The following is a 19,392-nucleotide window of genomic DNA, read 5'->3' as shown; positions in this document are numbered from 1 at the left end:
ACGCGGTGTCACGCGGTGTCACGCGGATTCGGGAGCCGGCTCCAACCGGGTCGCGACCCACGCCCCCACCAGCGCCACGCACGCCATCGGCAGGAACACGACCGCGAAGGCGGCGGGGTGCGAGGCTCCCGCCCCGCCGGCGGTCACCGCGTGCGCGGCCCCGACCGCTCCGCCGCCGAGCGCGGCGAAGGCGGCTCCGCCGGCGGCCAGCAGGACGACGTTCGCGAGCGCGTCGGAGATCTGCAGGGCGGCGGAGTTGGCACCGACCTCCTCCGGTGCGGACAGCTTCAGCAGCAGCACGCTCGTGGAACCGATCACCAGCCCCATCCCGAGACACCCCACGGCCCAGGCCGGGGCCAGCGTCCACACGGGCACGGACTCGATGAGCACGGCGGGTGCGGCCGCGATGGCCAGCGCCACCAGGACCATGCCGATCACCATCAGCCGCTGCCGGTAGGGCGCCGTCCGCCCCCGCGACTGCACCCATGAGCCGCCCGCCCAGGTCACCCCGCCGAGCGCGAGGGAAAAGCCGGCCATCGTCGGGCTCAGCCCCCGCTGGGTGACGAGCATGAGCGGTACGAAGCTCTCGGCGGCGATGAACGCCCCCGCCGCGACCCCGCGCAGCAGCACCACGGACGGCAGCCCGCGCCGGGCCAGGTACGTCCCGCGCGGCAGCAACCCCAGCACGGCCGGCACCAGCAGGGCCGCGCCGGCGACGCCCGGAACGAGCGAGAGCCACCGCAGGTCCTGGGCGGCGTACTGGAGCAGACCCGCCCCGACGGAGATCCCGAGCGCCAGCCGGATCCGCCGCCGGTCGAACGCCGCGGGCTCGCCGCCCACGGGACCGGAGGCGGTCCGGCGGATGGCGGGCAGCGCGACGACGAGGGGGACGACGACGAGCACGGGTATGCCGAGGAACACCCACCGCCAGCCGAGATGCTCGGTGACCGTCCCGGAGGCCAGCGGCCCGACGATGGAGGGGACGACCCAGCTGGCGGCGAAGGCAGCCATGATCGCGGGCCGCAGCCGCTCCTCGTAGGCCCGACTGACGACGACGTACAGCGCGACGATCACCAGCCCACCGCCGAAGCCCTGCACGGCGCGGCCGAGGACGAACACCCACATGGCGCCGGCGGTCCCGGAGACCACGAGCCCGAGGGCGAACGCGGCGATGCCGACCGTCAGCGGCTTCAGCGGCCCCTGCCGGTCGGCCCACTGCCCGGACAGGACCATGCCGAAGAGGCTGGTGGTGAAGTAGGCGGAGAAGGCGAAGGCGTACAGCCCGATCCCGTCGAGCTCACGGGCGGCGACGGGCATGGCCGTGCCGACGGCTGTCGCCTCGAAGGCGATGAGGAAGACGACCGAGATGATCCCGATGCTGAGCGTCCGGTACGCGGGCCCCATGACCCCGCCCTGCGACGGGGTCGGAAGGTCTGCGGTTCTCTGGGGCACGCGGGGCTCGAGGGCGCTCATCGCCCCAGAGTAAGGTGCACAGCCCCATTTCGACCCTGTCCGTTAGGCCGATCCCGCACTCGGCCCCGGGTCCTAGGACCACGCGCGCCGAGGGTGACTGCGGTCCGGGGCCTCGGCCTTTGCCTGCCTTGTCAGGCGCGGCACTGGTTCTGTCGCTTGGCGTAGTCGGCGTACTTCTGCATGAGTCCGGTGAGTAGCACGCGAGTATCGGTGGACTTCTTGCCACTTATGGACCCACTGAGCCACAGCTCCAGTTGGAAGGGCTCCTCGGATCCCTGGCAGGAGATTCCCGCTGCCGCACCCGTATCCCACACCTTGCCATTTTCAACGGCGGGAATCGACTCGGCGTTCAGGTCGTCCAGCGGCCAATGGAATTCTTGCCCGACGGGTTGCCACTTCGCCCAAGCCAGCACGCCGCTCTTGCCATCGACGTAGATGTTGCAGGTCGCGGCGCGTCGTTGCGAGTTCAGAGCGAGGTCGGCCGGAGAGTCGACCTTGACATCGTCACCCCTGCCCAGCAAGGGCGCGAGATCGGACGGCGTGAAGGCCCCGAAGCACGTCGACTCCGGCAGTCTTGACGCCACGGGCGCAGGCCCACCAGAGCAGCCCACCAGCAGCAGAGCCCCCGCCACGGGGAGGGCGGCGGCTCTGCGACGGGTAACGCCACGGGCAGCGCCTTCCGGCATCAAGAGCTCCCCTTCGAAGACGCCACGAGGTCCCGGCCTGCGCTGTAAGCGTTCGTCGTCGCGGTCCCCGCGACTCCGGCGAGTGCACCGATGGTCCGCTCGCTCATACCCGAACCCTCCGCCGCCTTCCGTACGGAAGCAGCAGCCGAAGCCCCGGCTGCCTGCTGCGCGTCGACGTACGCGGTAGCCGCAGCCTGGTCACTGTCGGCGGTCCTGTTCACGACGTCCTTCTTCGCGCCCTCGACCACACTCTCTGTGATGTCCTCTTGGAGCCACTCCACGATGTCACCGGCCAGCGGCACCATCTCCAGATACTTGCCGCCGGCGGCACTGATACCGCGGTTGATCCACTTTGCCGTGTCCTCGACGCCCTTGACGTACTCCTCCTGCTTATGACCGTTCCCGGCATACACCCCTTGGGACCGCGCTTCGGAGAGAATGCCCGCGATCTCACCGCCAGGGTGCACGGCGCTCTGGATACCTGCATCCAGGTCGGCGTACTCGTCGCGGTGAGCGATCACGTCGTTGACGAGTGTCGTGGTGAACGCCCGCTGAGAGTTCGTGATCGCACCATAAGCCTCGGGGTCCTGGCCCACAGCGCCCACGAAACTCGCCATCTGGGACTTGTCGAACTCGGCCATCACCCCATTGGCCTTGATCAATCCGCTGTTCTTCTCCGCCGCCGCCTGGATGTCCGGCATGTACTCCGCCGCCATCTGGCCGAAGTGCCCGGACAGCCCGTTCAGCGGGCCCTCCGGGTCACCCGGGTCGGCGTCGACCAGATCCGGCTCGTCGCCGATCTTCTCGACGATCCGTTCCATGACCGCCGCCATCTCCTTGGTGTGCGCGACCGGCGGCGCGTCCTCGTCGCCGGGGCCCCGGTGGGAGACGGCCGCCATCAGCGCGTCACCGAGGGCCTGTTGGGCCGGGCGGAGGTCGCCGGTCGGGACGATGTCGAAGCCGTCCATGTACGGCTTCTTGTCGAGCATGTAGTCGACCATGCCCCGGTCCTTGCCGTGCTGGCCGCCGACCGGCTTGTCGTCCTTCGTGACGATGCCGTCCTTGTTGCTGTCCTCGCGGACCGGCTCGTTGAAGAAGGCCGTCGCCGCGTCCGGGTTGTTGCCGAGTGCCTCCATGAGTCCAGTCAGTGGGTAGAAGCCGCGGCCGCCCTCCGACCCCTGATTGAGTACGGTCTCCAGGCCGATCGGCGTGTGGAACTCCCAGGCCTGCGGGTCCTCACGGTCCATGGCGACCATGTCGCGGCCCACAGAGGTCAGGAACTCCGTGTCGTACTTCCCCTCGCGCAGCAGCGCGCCGAGGGCCTGGTAGCCGTAGATCTGCCGGACACCGCCGAAGACATCCATCTCCTTACGCCCGGCCTTCATGAGCTGGGTCGTCCACGCCGCGTCGAGGTGGCCCGGCACGTCCTTGTGCGTGGCGAGGCCGAGCATCGCGCCCAGGTCGCTCTGGATGTTCGAGACCATGAGCGCCCGGTCCTTGCCGGCGGTACCCAAACTTGTCGCGTCCAGGGACATCGCGGAGTACATCTGCAGGGTGCCTTCGGCACCGATGGTCCGGAACAGGCCCGTCGAGAACTCGGGGTCGTCGCGGTTGTCGTCGAGCACTTCCTCCAGCTCGCGCAGCGCCTCGACGTTGCGGGCCGTGCCGCCCGCGCCGGTGACCTTCTTCATCAGGTCGGCTGCGCGGGAGACCTGTTCGGCGTCGAGGGTGGTGAACTTCGGTCCGCTGAAGTCGTGTTCGTCCGTCGTGTTCGCCTGGAGCACGCGGACTAGGGAGTCATCGGCGTCCTGAGCGTTCTCGACGGCCCGGTTGACCTGGGACTGCCAGGCGTTGCGGTTCGCGTTGAGGGTCTGCTGGTAGTCGGGGTCGTGGCGGGCCGCGTTCCGCTCGGCCTCGGTGGGCAGGGGGATGACGCTGACCCGCCCGGTGGCGTCGATCCGGAAACCGGCTGCGGGGGCTTCCGCCGCGAGCCTCTTCAGCTCATCCTGGGCGGCCTTGAAGGTGGCGTGCGCGTCGGCGAGGACCAGGTGCATGCCCTTGGCCGCCTTGGCCGCGTCCTCGAACTCCTTCGCCGTCTTGTCGACGAACCCGCGTGCCACTCCGGCGGTGATCCCGCTCCACTCGGCCTTGTCGGACTTCGCCTTCATGCCGTTGCGGGCAGCCTCGGCCATCTCGTCCAACTTACCGGCCATGGCCGTCCAGTCGGTGACCGCGGTCTGGAGCTTGTCCAGGGGCGCGTTCATCACGTTCTCGTACGTCAGCATGCGGACGCCTCGCCTACTTCAGGTACTTGTCGATGGCGGACGCCGTGAAGTCCGCGTGGAGCTGCTGCTCGTCCTTGGCGTGGGAGGAGAGCGAGTAGTTGAGGCCGTTGGAGATGTTGGCGCAGGCGGCCACCAGGGTCTTCACCTGGCTCTCCCAGAGGGTGTTGGCTTTGAGCAGGGCGGCCCCGCTCGCGAATCCCTCCCGGGTGAGCGCCCCGGCAGCCTCGGCGGTCGCGGTGGCGGCGTGCTTGCCGTCGGTCTGCAGTCGGGTGTGCAGCTTGTACGCCTCGGAGCCGATCGCTCCGATCTGGTCCTGGTTGAGCGCGAGATCAGCGCCGCCGGATCCGGCGGGTCTGCCGGGGTTGGGTTCGGCGGGGGCCTGGTTGAGCCGCATCGTGACATTGGCGGTGGCCGTGGCGCGGGCCGCCGACCACTCTTCGTCGAACGACATCGCGCGAACCTCCGAGTCGGAACGGATCAGACCAGATCAGATCAACGGTTACGGCGTACGACGACGACCGCGGTCACGGCCCCGCCGATGAGCACGCACGCCCCCAGCCCGAGCCCGACCCAGAGGAGCGAGCTGCCGCTCTTCGTCTCCTCGGCAGCGGCGGGCTTGGATGTCGGTGGGCCGGTGGGGGCGGCCGCTGAGGGCTTGCCGCCGCTGGCCGCCGCAGCCAGGTCGGGCAACGGATAGACATCGGCGGGACCGGGGTCCCCGGGCGTTTGCAGGGCGACTCGGGGGCGGACGATGCCGTAGCCGATGTAGTCGTTGCGCTGAGAGCCGTCGACGGGCTTGCCCGCCGTATTCAGGAGGACCCGAAGGACCTGGTTGTTGGTCCACTCGGGGTGGGCGGACCAGAGGAGGGCGGCGGAGGCCGATGCGAGGGCGGAGGCGTCACTGGTGCCGTGGGTCTTACATAGCCCTGACTTGCCAGTACATGCCGTGACGATGTCCACACCGGGCGCGGCGACGTCCACTTGGGGCCCGTGCTGCGACTCCTTGGTCGGCTCGCCCTCAGCATCTACAGCTCCTACACCCACCACCCCAGGAGTAGCGGCCGGATACTCGATCAAGTTGGTCGCATCTCCAGTGTTACCAGCAGCCGCGAAGATCAACTTGCCCTTTGAAAGGGCGTACCGCACGGCTTCAGCACGCGCTCGATCGTCCTCCGGCTTCCCCACAAGCCCTTGCGAAATGTTGATGACCTTGGCTTCGGAGTCCGCAGCAAATTTAATCGCCGCGACCAGATTCGGCGTCGTCGCGGTCTCGAATTGATCGGGCACCCTAATCGGGAGGATCTTGACACCAGGAGCTAGGCCATACGAACCGTCACCGCTGGGATGTTTTCCAGTAGCCCCGATCAGGGCAGCCATGCTGGTGCCGTGGCCAAAGTAGTCGTTGTCTCGACCAACCTCGGCGTCCGTAAAGGGAAAAGCCTTGCCGGGGAGGACTTGCCCCTCAAGCTCGGGGATCTGATTGACACCCGTATCGATCACCGCAACGGTGATCCCTTTACCATTAGCGATCTTCCAAATTTCGTCGGCCTTCATGGCGTCGAGATGCCATTGCCGCGACCGGATCGTCTCCGCTTGGGCCGGGGTCGCGGCAACCCCGGCCAGCAAGAGGCCCACCAAAGCCGCAGTCACCTTACGCATGTGCATCCCGTGCAACGTCCGTTCTGCTCAGTCGATCACAGGCGGAGCAACACGGCGGCTACCCTGCCAGGTCTCTTCGTCCTCTGTCAGATAGTCGGGGCGCTCTCCACCCTGATCGCTGCGTCGCTTGCCGGAACCCGGGGCACCCGCGCCCGCGTGCCCCACAGAACCCGCGCTGCCGCGCACGAGGCCTGAGCCGCCCTGGGTAAACGGCTGGCCGCTTGAAGCGGGACGACCAACGGGACCGGCCTGCCGTCCTCCGAGAACACCGCCCGGTTCCGTGGCCAGTCGACGCCCCACCGGGTGGCCTGCTTGGCTGCCGCCGAGACCGCCACCGACACCATGGCCCATCCCGCCGCCCAGCGGACGGCCAGCGTGAGCCCCCTCGCCAATAACCGTCCCGCGCGGAATCCCCGAGCTGGGTCCGGTAGCGGTAATGGGACGGCCACCCATGATCCCGGTGTCACGTGGGGGCATGCCAGGCATACCGGCCGCCTTGCCACCCGGCGCTCCTGGACCGGTCAGACTCGGGTACGGGCCGAGACCAGGACCGGTTCCTACGGGACCGGGTCCCTTCATTCCGCCTACCGGAGGGAAGGCCACAGGCGGGGCTACCGGTCCTGGCGTGGGGCCAACAGGGTTCAGGGGAAGCGAGCCACCCGGCGTGGTCGACACCGGAGACACCGGACGGTCGGGGAGTGCGGTGACGGCGTCGAGATCGACGTCCACCTCACGGTCCGGGATCGCCGGAGGCAAGGTCGGCGGAAGCGTGGCGCTCGGCCTCGACCCGGGACCGCTCACCGAACCCGTTTCGCTCACGGATCCGCTGTGGCCGACTGGGCTGGATGATCCGTATCCGGAACCACCCGAGTAGCTTCCTTGGGGGGAGCTACCACCCGGGCGGGCGATGTCTTCACTGCCTGAGTGGTCAACCGGCACGAACACACCCGGCGGCGGCGGGAAGGTCGGGATCTTCGTGTTGTCCATCTGTGTCGACGACTGCTCGTAGGACCCGGACAGCTTGTTCATCGCGTCCACGGCACGCGCGTGGTCTCCGCTCAGCTTCGACCAGGCCTCCTGCCCGAGCTGTACCGCGTCCGGGTCGTTGTGGTATTTGCGGGACGTCGCGAGGTCCTCCTTAAGACTCGCCTCCGCCGACGCGCTGTACTTCGGCATGTCCCCGGTGCCGTTCTTCGGCTTGACCTCACGCATGACCTGGGCCGTCTGCGTCAGGTACTTCCCGCTGGCCTCGCTGTAATCGGCCAGGACCAGCGTCGCGCTTCCGGTCTGGTTCACCCAGTTCTGGAAGGACTCGGCGGCCTCGCCCTCCCAACCCTTGACCCTGTGGTCCTTGAGCTTGTCGCCGATCTCCTTGATCGTCTTGGCCGCCTCGGTGAGCTGCGTCCCGAGGGCGCTGACCACCTCGTCGTCAAGCGCGGCGATCATCCCGTAGAGCTGTGCGTGTGTGTAGCCCTCGAACTCGCTCATCAGAAGTCGGCGCCCTTCCTCGTCCCGTTCGGCTGAGGCGCGTTCGACTCGGGCTGCGGGCTTTCCGCCGGCTTCTCCGCGTACGGGTCACGCTTCGGGACATACTGATCGTGAGCCTGCTTGGCCAGGAGAGCCATGCGGCGCTTCGTCTCCTCGTCCACCTCGCTGTAGCCCTTGCCCGCCCACTGAACTGCGATGCCCAGGGCCTCGATCTGCACCGCCAGCCCCTTCGACAGCTTCTGCAGCTCCGAGTGGACGGTGATGTAGGACTTGTTGAGCTTGTCGGCGGCCGGGAACCCCGTGCCCAGAGCGCCCGTCGGCAGCGTGCCGTCCGCCAGCTTTCCGTGGTGTGCCGGGGACTCCTGAAGCTTCGTCAGGAGTCCGTCCACCAGCTTCTGGTAGTCCTTCAGGTCGTCGTACTGGACCTGCAGGGCCGCGGCCCTCGCCTGCGCTTCCGCCTGGGCCCTGATGGATGCAGCGACGTCCCCCGATGAGACCATCGCCAGAATCCCGCCGTTGTCCTCTGCCACGATGGCCTCCCCGACTCCCCGTCTCCCCGCGGTCGCGGCGCGCGGCGCCGCTCCCCGTCCCCGTTCGCACCCGTTCGCACGTGTGCGCGCGCACTCTCGTCGATCACTCTAGCGACCGGCACCGACAGCCCCAAGTCCGGGGTTGCACGTGCAATGCGACTCACACGGTCACGAGTTGGGCACTCCCACCGCCGCGGACGGCCTGATCGGGAGCCTGTTGACCGGGCGGCCCGTGGCTGCGCGGACCGCCGAGGCGATCGCCGCCGGGGTCGTCACCACCGGGACCGCGCTCGCCGCCTTCGCGCCGAACGGGGCCACCACGTCGCGCTCCTCCACCAGCTTGACGATGCGGACCCTCGGGGCGTCCAGCGCAGTCGGCAGGGCATAGCCCGTCAGGTCGGGATGGCGGACCAGGCCGGCGACCGTACGGAGGTTCTCCGTCAGGGCCGCGCCCAGGCCCTGGGTGACGCCCGCTTCGATCCGGGCCTCCAGGCGGCGGGGGTTCAGGACGCGGCCGACGTCCTGGGCCACCGCGAGCTCCACCACCCGTACCGAGCCCAGCTCGATGTCCACGTCCACCACCGCGCGGATCGCGCAGAAGGCGAGGCCCACGAACGCGTCGCCCTGGCCGTCCGCGTCCAGCGGCTCCGTCGGGTGGGGGCGGCACTGGGCGGTCGCCCAGAGTTCTTTGCCCGCCATCGCCTCCGCGACCGACATCGAGAACGCGCCGTCGTACGAGGTGATGCGGCCGTCCTGGATCTGCAGGAGCTCGGTGGACATGCCCAGCTTGTGGGCCATCGGCTGCAGCAGCTGGGTGCGGACCATCTTCGCGGCCCGCTCCACCGCGCCGCCCGACACCCACGTGTGCCGGCCGTGCGCCGACGGGCCGGCGGGCGGCTGGTCGGTGTCCACCGGGGCCACCACCACTTCGTCGACGCCCAGGACCTCCTGGACGATCTGGCGCGCCAGCGTGCCGAAGCCCTGGCCGGTGTCGACCGCGGCGCAGATGACCGTGGCCGCGCCGCCCACGACCTTCACCGTGGCGGTGGAGACCTCGTCGGCGCCCTCGGCGCCGAGCATGTGCACCATGCCGACCCCGTAACCGACACCGCGCCGCACCGCACCGGGCTCGCCCGCGCCCTCCGGGCCACCGGGCAGCAGCCACTCGTCCTCGGGGGCGTCCTTGGGCAGCGCGGGCAGTTCGAAATCGCGCACCGCGCGGAGCAGTTCGGCCACGGGGGCCGGGCAGGTCACCGTCTGGCCCGTCGGGAGGAGGTCTCCGGTCGCCAGGACGTTGCGCAGACGCAGTTCGGCGCCGTCGATGCCGAGGGCGGCCGCGAGCTTGTCCATCTGGCCCTCGTACGCGGCGCACACCTGCATGGCGCCCTCGCCTCGGACGTGGCCCGACGGCGGGTTGTTGGTGCGTACGACCCAGCCCTCGACGAAGGCGTGCGGGACGACGTACGGGCCGCAGGCGAAGGCCACCGCCGCGGCCAGGGATTCCGCGGAGGCGTCGGCGTACGCACCCGCGTCCATCAGGATCTGCGCCTCGACCTTGACCAGACGGCCCTCCGCGTCCGCGTGGTGGCGGTAGCGCAGCAGGGTCGGGTGGCGGTGGGTGTGGCCGAGGAAGGACTCCTCGCGGGTGGCGGCCAGTTTCACTGGGCAGCCCGTGCGCAGCGCGAGCAGGCCGAGCGGGAGCTGGAAGGCGGCGTCCTCGCGGTCGGCCGTCGCGCCCGGCACGCCGGTGACGACGACGCGCACGCGGTCCGGTTCCAGGCCGAAGCAGGCGGCGGCCAGGTCGCGGTCGGTGTGCGGGTCGGTGGAGGCGGTGTAGAGCTCGACGCCGCCGTCGGGGCGGGGCACGGCCAGTCCGGCCTCGGCGCCGATCGGGGCGGGGTCCTGGCGGCCGATCCGGTACAGGCCCTCGACGACGACTTCGCCGGTGGCCTCCGGGTCGCCGTAGCGCAGCGGGATGTGTCGGATCAGGTTGCCGTCGGGGTGGAGGGCGGGGGCGCCGAAGGACTGCTCGGGGTCGGTGACCGGGTCGAGGAGCTCGTACTCGACGGCGATCGCTGCCGCGGCGAGGCGGGCGGTGTCGGGGTGGTCCGCGGCGACGGCGGCGATGGGCTCGCCGTGGTGGCGTACGACGTCGTGGGCGAACACCGGGCGGTCGGCGATCCGGCGGCCGTGGGTGGTGGCGCCCGGCACGTCGGCGTGGGTGACGACGGCGCGCACGCCGGGCATCTCCGCGGCGGCCTTGGTGTCGATGGAGAGGATCCGGGCGTGGGCGTGCGGGGAGCGCAGCACGGCGGCCCAGAGCAGGCCCTCGGCCCACAGGTCGGCGGCGTAGGGGAAGGTGCCCTCGGTCTTGGCGCGGGTGTCGGTGGCCTCGACGGAGGCTCCGATGCCGCGCGGTGCCTGCGGCTGTGCGGCGTCGGGCGCGCCCGGGGCCGCCATGGCCGTCACCGTGGCGTTCACGGCGGTCGTCGCCGTCGCCGTCGCCGCGTCCTGCCCGCTCACACCGTGCCTCCGTGGTGGATGCCGCCCTCGCCGGGCGCTGCCTGGTGCGGGATGCGCGGCTCCGGCGCGCCCTCGCCCTGGCCCTGAACGTGCCCGTGCCCCGGTTCCGGGGCCTGTGCCGCTGCCGCGGACGCTGCCGACGCGGCCTCGCGCCCTGCCACGACCTCGCGCACGGCCTCGACGACCCCCGCGTAGCCGGAGCAACGGCAGAGGTTGCCACACAGCGCTTGGCGGGTCTCCAGCTCGCTGGGGGCGTGGTTGCCTTCCAGCAGGTCATGGATGGTCATGGCCATGCCGGGTACGCAGAATCCGCACTGCACCGCACCCGACCTGCACAACGCCTGCTGCACGTCGGAGAGTTCCCCGCCCGCCGCGAGGCCCTCGACGGTGCGGACCTCACTGCCGGCGGCCGTGGCCGCCGGGACCAGGCAGGAGGCGACGAGCCGGCCGTCGACCTGCACGGCGCAGGCGCCGCACTCGCCCTGGGAACAGCCGTCCTTGGCGCCGGCGAGGCCGAGGCGCTCGCGCAGCACGTAGAGGAGGGACTCCCCGATCCAGGCCCCGGTGACGGGGCGGTCGGCGCCGTTGACGCGCAGCACGTAGGAGGCGTGGGGGTGCTCGTGGTGCACGTCGGCGGCGGGCCGGGGCTCTTCCGCGTACGCCGGCACCTCGGCCGGGACCCCTTCGCCGGTTCCCTCCGGCGGGAGCTCCGCCGCGCTGTCGGCGGTGTCCGCCACCGGCGTGGACGCGACCGGGACCTCCCCGCGGGCAGGGGCGGCCCCGGCGGGCGCCGAGCCCTCGGCGTCGGCGTGGTCCGGTGCGGGCCCCCGGCCCGCTTCGGCGAGGCCGGGGCCGTCCGCCGGGGCGGGCTCGGGCTCGGCGGTGTGGCCGGCCGGGGCGGGCTCGGGCTCGCGCTCGGCGCGCTCCGGCGCCTGCCCGAAGGCGGCGAAACCGTGCCCGTCAGTGTCCGCGGGATGCGGAGGGTGCACGGTGTGCCCGGTGTGCCCGGTGTGTCCGAGGTGCGCGGCGTGTTCGGGGTACGCGGCCGGGTCGGAGTGCCCGCCGTGTTCGCCGTGTTCGGCGCTCCCGAAGAACGCGGCGTGCCCGCCGTGTTCGGCGTGCCCGCCGTGAGCGGGCTGGGCGAAGTGCTCCGGCTCGGCCGGCTGCGCGGCATCCGCGCCCGGGGCCTGGACATGCGCCCCACCGAAGGGGTCCGCACCGCCGGCCGCCGCGGACGGCTCCTGCGCCGGGGCTCCCGGGTGCGGCCGCTCCCCCGCGTGTGCCGTCGCCGCGGGTCCGTGCGCGGCCTCGATGTCGTGCGGCGCCCGGTGCGCGGGCTCGGCCTCCTGCAGCGCGGTCCCCACGCCGGGCCCGCCCAGCACCCGCGGCCCGCGCCCCGCGACGCCCACACCGGGCCCGCCGAGCAGGCGTCCGGCGGCGTGCGCCGTGGCGGCTGCGGCGGCCGAAGCGGCGGCGGCCTCGTCCGTGCCCGGCAGGACACCGGCGTCCTGGGCCTGCGTCCGGGCCTGGCCCTGGTCCGGCCCGGCGGCCGGCTGCTGCTGCGTCAGGTAGGCCCACGGTGCCGGGGCACCGCCGGGCAGGGTCGCCGGGGCCTGGCTCCAGTCCGCGTCCAGGCTGCCGCCCGTGCGGAAGTCGCCCTGCTGCCGGGCGGGGTCGGAAACGTCCCACTGGCCGGTCGCCGAGGGCGCCTCCGCGGGCTCGCGCACCGCGTCGGGGAAGCGCCACTCCGCCGTCGCGCCCGGGTCGCGATCCGGGTCGTGATCCGGGTTGTGATCCGGGTTGTGATCCGGGTTGTGATCCGGGTTGTGATCCGGCGCGGAGTCGGGCTCGGACTCGGCGAACGCGGCGGCCACCGACGCCGGGATGGGGATCGTCGCGGGGATCGGCCCGCCGACGGACCCGCCCGCCGGACCGGCAGCGGAACCGGACCGGGAAGCCGCACCCGCGCCCGCGGAGGCCCCCGACGCGTCCCCGCCCGTCTCCGGCCACTGCGCCGGGACCGCCCACGTGCCCGTGGCCGCCGGGTCCGTACTGGCCGAGCCCAGCGGCACGATCATCGGCGGCGGTACATAGCCGTGCCCGGGTGCCGCGAGCGGCTCGCCGGTGCCGAGCGCGTCCAGCATGTCCTGCGGCAGCTTCACGAAGGCCGTGGCGTCCGAGTCGTACTCGCCGCCCTGCGGGACCGGTTCCCAGCCCCAGCCCGCCGTGCCGTTCCCCTGGGTCACGTTCTCGTTCTCGTTCTCGCTCATGAGGTCAGCGCCCTTCCGAGGGCCCTGCGTGCCAGTACCGCCACCGTCCGCCGCAGGTGCAGTACGCCGGGAGCCACCGGCTCCCCCTGGTCGGGGACGCAGGCGGCCGCGACGTACTCGCCGAAGGCCTCCAGGGCCTCGGGGGCCAGGTTCCGCCCGCCGTCCCAGTCGATCAGCGAGGCCACCCACTGCTCGGCCTCCAGCGGCCGCAGCGGCATGGGCGCCACGGCGCCGATCGCACAGCGAACGCCGCGCCGGGCCGGGTCCAGCACCAGGCCGACGGACGCCACCGCACGCCCCGGGCCCGTGCGCCCGGTGGCCTTGAGGAACACCTGCGGGGCGTGCAGCAGCGGCACCCGGACGAAGCCGATGAGTTCGCCGGGCCGCAGCATCTCCCGCCCGGCCAGCAGGTGGGAGACCGGGATCTCGCGCTGCCCGTCCGGGCCGGCGATGACCAGTACGGCCTCCAGCGCGGCCAGCACGGGCAGCGCGTCACCAGTGGGCGCCGCGGTGGCGATGTTCCCGCCGAGGGTGCCGGCGTTGCGGATCTGCGGGGGCCCGGCCGCGCGCGCGGCGGCCGCGAGCGCGGGGATCAGGGCGGCGAAGTCCGGACGTCCCATCCGGGCGTGGGTGAGGCCCGCGCCGAGCAGCGCGTGGCCGTCCTGGTACTGCCAGCCGCGGATCTCGTTGATCCGGCCCAGGCCGACGAGCGCGGCGGGCCGCAGGAGCCCGGCGTTGACCGCGGCCATGAGGTCGGTGCCGCCCGCGACGGGAACGGCGGCGGGCATGGCGGTGAGCGCCGCGACGGCCTCGTCGAGCGAGGCCGGCAGCGTCACGGACTGCGCCGCCTGCCGGCCCTGAGCCCCCTGGGGTGAATCAGGTGCGTGCGGTGCGTGCGGTGCGTGCGTGGTCAACCCAGCTGCCCCTTCCCGATGTCCCGGTCCTGGCGCTCACGCCTGTCCGCCGTACGGTACGTGCTCACCGCCGGGACGTGGCAACTCTGGCACATGTTCCGGGCCGCCCGGCGCGAGGGTCCTCCCCGTGCCCCGCGGTCACGGTCGGTGTCCCGTACGGGGTGGAGGGCCCGGTCGCACCGCCTTCGACAGCGACCCTCCCCTATTGCCCGGTTTTACCCGTATAGCGGGAAATCGAGGCAGAGTTCCCAACCCGTCCCCCTGCCGTTCAGGGAGGCCGCTCCGCCCCCGTGTCACACGTTCGGGGGCGGGCCCTCGACGGGGCGCCCGAGCACGCCGGGCCGCCGCTGCCACGGCAACGGGCCGCCCGGCGGCCGGTAGCCGACACCTTGGGCGTCCAACCGCCCGTAGTGCGCGTCCATGCGCGCCTCGAAGTCCGCGAAGTCGCGCTCCTCGGGCGCCGGCTGCCATGACCACACCACCTCCGCGAAGGCCGCCAGCCGCGGGAACACCTGGTAGTCGACCCGACCCTGGTCCTCCGTCACCTCGGTCCACAGGTTGGCCTGGGCGCCCAACACCCGGGCGGCGGCCTCCGGCGACAGCTTCGGCGGCACCGGCTCGAAGCGGTACACGTCCTCCAGCGAGCGGACGTATCCGATGGGCATCGGCTCGTCCCCGCCCGCCGCCTGACGGTGGTCCAGGTACACCTGCTGCTCGGGGCACATCACCACGTCGTGCCCGGCCTCAGCGGCGGCGATCCCGCCCGCGTAACCGCGCCACGAGGAGACGGCCGCGCCCGGCGCGAGCCCGCCCTCCAGGATCTCGTCCCATCCGATCAGCCGCCGCCCGCGTTCGGCGAGCCAGGTGTCGAAGTGCCGGATGAACCAGGACTGCAGCCCGTCCTCACCCTCGACGCCCAGCTCGCGGATCCGCTCCTGCGCGGCCGGGGACGCCTTCCACTGCGCCTTGGGGCACTCGTCGCCGCCCACGTGGACGAAGGGCGAGACCTCCGCCGGGAACAGCTCCAGCACCTCCTCGAAGACCCCCTCGTAGAACCGCAGCACGGCCTCGGTCGGCGCGAGGACGTTCTCGCAGACGCCCCAGTCGTCCCAGACCCCGAGCGCCGCGGTGTCGACCACGTCGGTGTTGCCCAGTTCCGGGTACGCGGCGATCGCCGCCTGCGAGTGCCCCGGCAGGTCGATCTCCGGAACCACCCGGACGTGCCGCTCGGCGGCGTACGCGACGATCTCGCGGATGTCGTCCTGGGTGTAGAAGCCGCCGTGCGGGGTCTCGTCCCACAACGGCGAGGCCCGGTGGCCGCGGCGGCTGCGGGCCCGCCAGCCGCCGATCCCGGTCAGTCGGGGGTGGCGCCCGATCTCGATCCGCCAGCCCTGGTCGTCGGTCAGGTGCAGGTGGAGCACGTTGAGCTTGTGGGCGGCGAGCAGGTCGATGTAGCGCAGCACGCCGTCCTTGGGCATGAAGTGCCGGGCGACGTCGAGCATCATCCCGCGCCAGCCGAACCGCGGGCCGTCCGCGACGCGGGCGTGCGGCAGGCTCCACGTCCGGCCGGGCAGTGGGGCCTTGCGGTACGCGTCGGGCCCGAGCAGCTGCCGCAGGGTCTGGGCGCCCCAGAACAGCCCGGCGGCCGTGGCCCCGGTCAGCTCCGCCCCGCCCTCCGAGATGTCGATCCGGTACGCCTCCGGACCGCGGTCGCCCGCCGCGTCCGAGTCGATCCGCAGCCGCAGCTCCGCGGCATCCCCTGCCCCGGCGGCGGCGGGCAGCGCCCAGCCGGTGGCGGCTCCGAGCTCCCGCCGGATCCAGCGGGCGACGGATCCGGTGCCGGGCCCGGCGTCGAGGACGGGCTCGGGTCCGAAGACGAAGCGGTGCCCGTCCCCGTCGGGGAGCAGCACCCGGGGTGCGGGGATCAGGCCCGTGCGGATCCGGTCCATGCGTCAGCCCTTCGCGACAGCCTGTTGCGCCCTGCGCAACACACGTTCCGCCGGGTGCTCGTCGCGCCGACCCTAACGCGCCCCGAAAGCACGGAAAAGGCCCCCGGCCGCACCGTGGTGCGCCGAGGGCCCGGTCCCGCGAACGGGAGGAGGAACGGTCGGACCTACTTGTCCTTGCCGCCCTTGTCCTTGTCCCCGCCGGGACCCATGGACTCGTAGATCTCCTTGCACATGGGGCAGACAGGGTACTTCTTCGGGTCCCGGCCCGGTACCCAGACCTTGCCGCAGAGCGCGACGACGGGGGTCCCGTCGAGCGCGCTCGCCATGATCTTGTCCTTCTGGACGTAGTGGGCGAAGCGCTCGTGGTCGCCGTCACCGTGCGACACCTGCGGCGTCGGCTCTACGAGGGTCCCCGTGCCAGTCCCGCGCTCGGGCTCAAGAGTGCTCATGGAACCCAGGGTACTTAACCCCGCGCCCGTCAGTTGAGCGACGGGTCGTCCGGATAGGTGGCGACCATCGCGAGTTCGCTGCGCTGGCGGCGCAGCACCGACCGCCACAGCCGCTCCGGGTCGGGTGAGGACACGTCCCCGGGCTCCGACTCCACCACGTACCAGGCGCCCTCGCCGAGCTCCCGCTCCAGCTGGCCCGGCCCCCAGCCGGAGTAGCCGGCGAAGATGCGCAGGCCCCCGAGGGCCGGGGCCAGCAGCTCCGGCGGCGCCTCCAGGTCGACCAGCCCGATCGCCCCGTGCACCCGGCGCCAGCCGAGCGGCCCCTCCTCGCCCGGGATGACGGCGAGCCCGAGAGCCGAGTCCAGCGCCACCGGCCCGCCCTGGAAGACCACGCCGGGGGCACCGGCCAGGGGCGCCCAGGGCTGCAGTACGTCGCCGACGCCCACCGGGGTCGGCCGGTTGAGGACAACGCCGAGCGAGCCCTGCTCGTCGTGGTCGAGCAGCAGCACCACCGCGCGGTCGAAGTTCGGGTCCGCGAGGGCGGGGGTGGCCACGAGCAGCCGCCCTGTGAGGGAGGACACCTCGGTCATGCCGCCATGATCCCCCACATCACCCCTTCGCGGGGAGCGGGCGGGCGGATCGGACCGCCCGCAGTTCAGGGCGCACAGCGGCGGCGGGGAGCGCGCACGGACGGAGCAGCCGGAACGCGACACTCCGCCATGTGGTGGATACGGAGGGTGTTGTACCGAATTCATGACAGTCCTACGGCCACGTCACCCTTACGAACAAGGGGGTGATGGCCCTTACCCTTTTCCCTGATCCCCCTGCCCACCCTCTCCGGAACGCGAGATTCATGACCGGCATCAGTGACGATGTACTGCTTGTCCACGGCGGTACCCCGCTCGAGGGCGAGATCCGTGTCCGCGGTGCGAAGAACCTCGTGCCCAAGGCCATGGTCGCCGCTCTGCTCGGCAGCGAACCCAGCCGGCTGCGCAACGTTCCCGACATCCGTGACGTGCGTGTCGTGCGAGGTCTGCTCCAGCTGCACGGGGTGACGGTCCGCCCCGGCGAGGAACCGGGCGAGCTGGTGCTCGACCCCACCCACGTCGAGAGCGCCAACGTCGCCGACATCGACGCCCACGCGGGCTCTTCGCGCATCCCGATCCTCTTCTGCGGGCCCCTGCTGCACCGCCTCGGCCACGCCTTCATCCCGGGCCTCGGCGGCTGCGACATCGGCGGTCGGCCGATCGACTTCCACTTCGACGTGCTGCGCCAGTTCGGCGCGACGATCGAGAAGCGCGAGGGCGGCCAGTACCTGGAGGCCCCGCAGCGGCTGCGCGGCTGCAAGATCCGCCTGCCCTACCCCTCCGTCGGCTCGACCGAGCAGGTACTGCTGACGGCCGTCCTGGCCGAGGGCGTCACCGAGCTCAGCAACGCCGCCGTGGAGCCGGAGATCGAGGACCTCATCTGCGTGCTGCAGAAGATGGGCGCCATCATCTCCATGGACACCGACCGCACCATCCGGATCACCGGTGTGGAGCGGCTCGGCGGCTACAACCACAAGGCGCTCCCGGACCGCCTGGAGGCCGCTTCCTGGGCCTCCGCGGCCCTCGCCACCGGCGGCAACATCTACGTGCGCGGCGCCCAGCAGCGTTCGATGATGACCTTCCTGAACACGTACCGGAAGGTCGGCGGCGCCTTCGAGATCGACGACGACGGCATCCGCTTCTGGCACCCCGGCGGCCCGCTCAACGCCATCGCGCTCGAAACGGACGTGCACCCCGGCTTCCAGACCGACTGGCAGCAGCCGCTGGTCGTGGCCCTGACGCAGGCCTCCGGCCTCTCGATCGTCCACGAGACGGTCTACGAGTCCCGGCTCGGCTTCACCTCGGCGCTCAACCAGATGGGTGCTCACATCCAGCTGTACCGCGAGTGCCTGGGCGGCTCGGCCTGCCGCTTCGGCCAGCGCAACTTCCTGCACTCGGCGGTCGTCTCCGGCCCGACCAAGCTGCAGGGCGCCGATCTGGTCATCCCCGACCTGCGCGGCGGTTTCTCGTACCTGATCGCGGCGCTGGCCGCCGAGGGCACCTCCCGGGTCCACGGCATCGACCTGATCAACCGCGGCTACGAGAACTTCATGGAGAAGCTCGTCGAGCTCGGCGCGAAGGTCGAGCTTCCGGGCGGCGACCTCGTGTAACCCCCGCCGGTCCCGCGCGCCGCACTCCGCGTAAGGACGGCGAAAGCCCCCCGGCCCCCACAAGGGCCGGGGGGCTTTCGCATGCCCGTCCGCGGCCCGTCGGCGGCCCCGGGCCCCGGATCAGCCCCGAGGGGCCCTAGGGGGCCCTGCGGGGCGCTGCGGGGCGCTGCGGGGCGCTGCGGGGCGCTGCGGGGCGCTGACATGCCTCGCCCCGGTAGCGCCCGGATGGGCGGACAGGCGGAAGGGGGGGCCCCCCCCCCCGGGGGGGGCGCCCCGCGCCCGTGCGCGGGGTGGCGCGGGCCGGCGGGGCGGGGCGGGCGCGCGCGCGCGGCGGGGCGCACGGGCGCCCACCCCGCCCGGGGGTGGCCGCCCTTCGCCGTTCCACGTACTGCCGCGTCCCTGCGGTGCTCGGCATCCGGAAGGCCTCTGCGGCCCCCGGTGCCGGGGCAGGACTACTTGCCCTTGGCGGCTTCCTTGAGCTTGGAGCCCGCGGAGACCTTCACGCTGTAGCCGGCCGGGATCTGGATGGGGTCGCCGGTCTGCGGGTTGCGCGCGGTGCGAGCGGCACGGTGGGTGCGCTCGAAGGTCAGGAAGCCGGGGATGGTGACCTTCTCGTCGCCCTTGGCGACGATCTCGCCGACGGTCTCGGCGAGCGCGGCCAGAACGGCGTCGGCGTCCTTGCGGGTCACCTCGGCGCGCTCGGACAGAGCGGCCACCAGCTCACTGCGGTTCATGTTGTACTCCCGTGTTCAACTTGCCTTAGAGGCGTGAGATCGAAGCCGATGCTGCCAGGGCCCTAGGACAGTCCCCGGACCCGGGTCTGAACGTCAGACCCTCTCGCCCGGTTACGCATCCTGCCCCCACCAGCGGCGGGAAAGCGAATCCGGCACCCGCCGGGGTCACACGAAAAGCGCCACAGTCACGCCCCGGTGACACTCCGTCCGCACCCGAGGGATGCGAACAGCGGAG

Annotated in this window: 15 protein-coding genes; 1 reads left to right on the top strand and 14 read right to left on the bottom strand. The window is 72.0% G+C overall.

The window, feature by feature from the left end; all coding sequences use genetic code 11:
• Positions 1 to 18 precede the first annotated feature (18 nt).
• The 13 genes from ACFW2G_RS21010 to ACFW2G_RS20950 all read right to left on the bottom strand — a co-directional run bounded on the left by ACFW2G_RS21010 (position 19) and on the right by ACFW2G_RS20950 (position 16,816).
• Positions 19 to 1,473 carry an MFS transporter gene (locus ACFW2G_RS21010; protein WP_384580618.1) on the bottom strand — a complete coding sequence of 485 codons (1,455 nt, stop codon included), beginning with the start codon at positions 1,471 to 1,473 and terminating at the stop codon, positions 19 to 21.
• A gap of 131 nt (positions 1,474 to 1,604) precedes the next feature.
• Positions 1,605 to 2,159 (bottom strand): hypothetical protein, encoded by a 555-nt coding sequence (locus tag ACFW2G_RS21005; RefSeq protein ID WP_384446173.1) that lies wholly within the window; start codon positions 2,157 to 2,159, stop codon positions 1,605 to 1,607.
• Complete coding sequence (locus tag ACFW2G_RS21000; protein ID WP_384580615.1) at positions 2,159 to 4,444, bottom strand: hypothetical protein; 2,286 nt, start codon at positions 4,442 to 4,444, stop codon at positions 2,159 to 2,161. The genes ACFW2G_RS21005 and ACFW2G_RS21000 overlap by 1 nt, the downstream gene beginning before the upstream one ends.
• 13 nt (positions 4,445 to 4,457) lie before the next feature.
• Positions 4,458 to 4,895, bottom strand: coding sequence for a hypothetical protein (locus ACFW2G_RS20995; protein WP_384446177.1), 438 nt, complete (start codon positions 4,893 to 4,895; stop codon positions 4,458 to 4,460).
• A gap of 41 nt (positions 4,896 to 4,936) precedes the next feature.
• The gene (mycP, locus tag ACFW2G_RS20990) at positions 4,937 to 6,109 is read right to left on the bottom strand and encodes a type VII secretion-associated serine protease mycosin (RefSeq protein WP_384446179.1); all 1,173 of its coding nucleotides are present in this window, start codon (positions 6,107 to 6,109) and stop codon (positions 4,937 to 4,939) included.
• A gap of 21 nt (positions 6,110 to 6,130) precedes the next feature.
• On the bottom strand, positions 6,131 to 7,591 hold the full coding sequence (locus tag ACFW2G_RS20985; RefSeq protein ID WP_384580613.1) for a WXG100 family type VII secretion target: 1,461 nt from the start codon (positions 7,589 to 7,591) through the stop codon (positions 6,131 to 6,133).
• The gene (locus tag ACFW2G_RS20980; RefSeq protein ID WP_384446183.1) at positions 7,591 to 8,121 is read right to left on the bottom strand and encodes a hypothetical protein; all 531 of its coding nucleotides are present in this window, start codon (positions 8,119 to 8,121) and stop codon (positions 7,591 to 7,593) included. The genes ACFW2G_RS20985 and ACFW2G_RS20980 overlap by 1 nt, the downstream gene beginning before the upstream one ends.
• A gap of 168 nt (positions 8,122 to 8,289) precedes the next feature.
• Entirely contained in the window at positions 8,290 to 10,581 is a 2,292-nt protein-coding gene (locus ACFW2G_RS20975) for a xanthine dehydrogenase family protein molybdopterin-binding subunit (RefSeq protein WP_384446235.1), read from the bottom strand.
• A gap of 59 nt (positions 10,582 to 10,640) precedes the next feature.
• Complete coding sequence (locus ACFW2G_RS20970) at positions 10,641 to 12,914, bottom strand: 2Fe-2S iron-sulfur cluster-binding protein (RefSeq protein ID WP_384580611.1); 2,274 nt, start codon at positions 12,912 to 12,914, stop codon at positions 10,641 to 10,643.
• Positions 12,911 to 13,828, bottom strand: a complete 918-nt coding sequence (locus ACFW2G_RS20965) for an FAD binding domain-containing protein (RefSeq protein WP_384446187.1) — start codon at positions 13,826 to 13,828, stop codon at positions 12,911 to 12,913. The genes ACFW2G_RS20970 and ACFW2G_RS20965 overlap by 4 nt, the downstream gene beginning before the upstream one ends.
• A gap of 293 nt (positions 13,829 to 14,121) precedes the next feature.
• Positions 14,122 to 15,777, bottom strand: coding sequence for a beta-N-acetylhexosaminidase (locus ACFW2G_RS20960; RefSeq protein ID WP_384580608.1), 1,656 nt, complete (start codon positions 15,775 to 15,777; stop codon positions 14,122 to 14,124).
• Positions 15,778 to 15,941: 164 nt separating this feature from the next.
• Positions 15,942 to 16,226: a DUF3039 domain-containing protein gene (locus ACFW2G_RS20955; RefSeq protein WP_030010729.1), complete on the bottom strand. Its 285-nt coding sequence runs from the start codon at positions 16,224 to 16,226 to the stop codon at positions 15,942 to 15,944.
• Between the two features lie 29 nt (positions 16,227 to 16,255).
• Positions 16,256 to 16,816, bottom strand: coding sequence for a YqgE/AlgH family protein (locus tag ACFW2G_RS20950; protein WP_384446191.1), 561 nt, complete (start codon positions 16,814 to 16,816; stop codon positions 16,256 to 16,258).
• A 263-nt stretch (positions 16,817 to 17,079) separates the two neighbouring features.
• Between ACFW2G_RS20950 and murA the strand changes: the two genes are divergently transcribed.
• The gene (gene murA / locus ACFW2G_RS20945) at positions 17,080 to 18,423 is read left to right on the top strand and encodes a UDP-N-acetylglucosamine 1-carboxyvinyltransferase (RefSeq protein WP_030771691.1); all 1,344 of its coding nucleotides are present in this window, start codon (positions 17,080 to 17,082) and stop codon (positions 18,421 to 18,423) included.
• Between the two features lie 452 nt (positions 18,424 to 18,875).
• Here murA and ACFW2G_RS20940 read toward each other — a convergent pair whose 3' ends face one another.
• Positions 18,876 to 19,157: an HU family DNA-binding protein gene (locus ACFW2G_RS20940; protein ID WP_007264399.1), complete on the bottom strand. Its 282-nt coding sequence runs from the start codon at positions 19,155 to 19,157 to the stop codon at positions 18,876 to 18,878.
• Positions 19,158 to 19,392: the final 235 nt, after the last annotated feature.

Source organism: Streptomyces sp. NPDC058880, assembly GCF_042742535.1.
Classification (GTDB): Bacteria; Actinomycetota; Actinomycetes; order Streptomycetales; family Streptomycetaceae; genus Streptomyces.
Note: the sequence above shows the minus strand (reverse complement) of the source record. Positions and strands in the feature narration are given on the sequence as shown.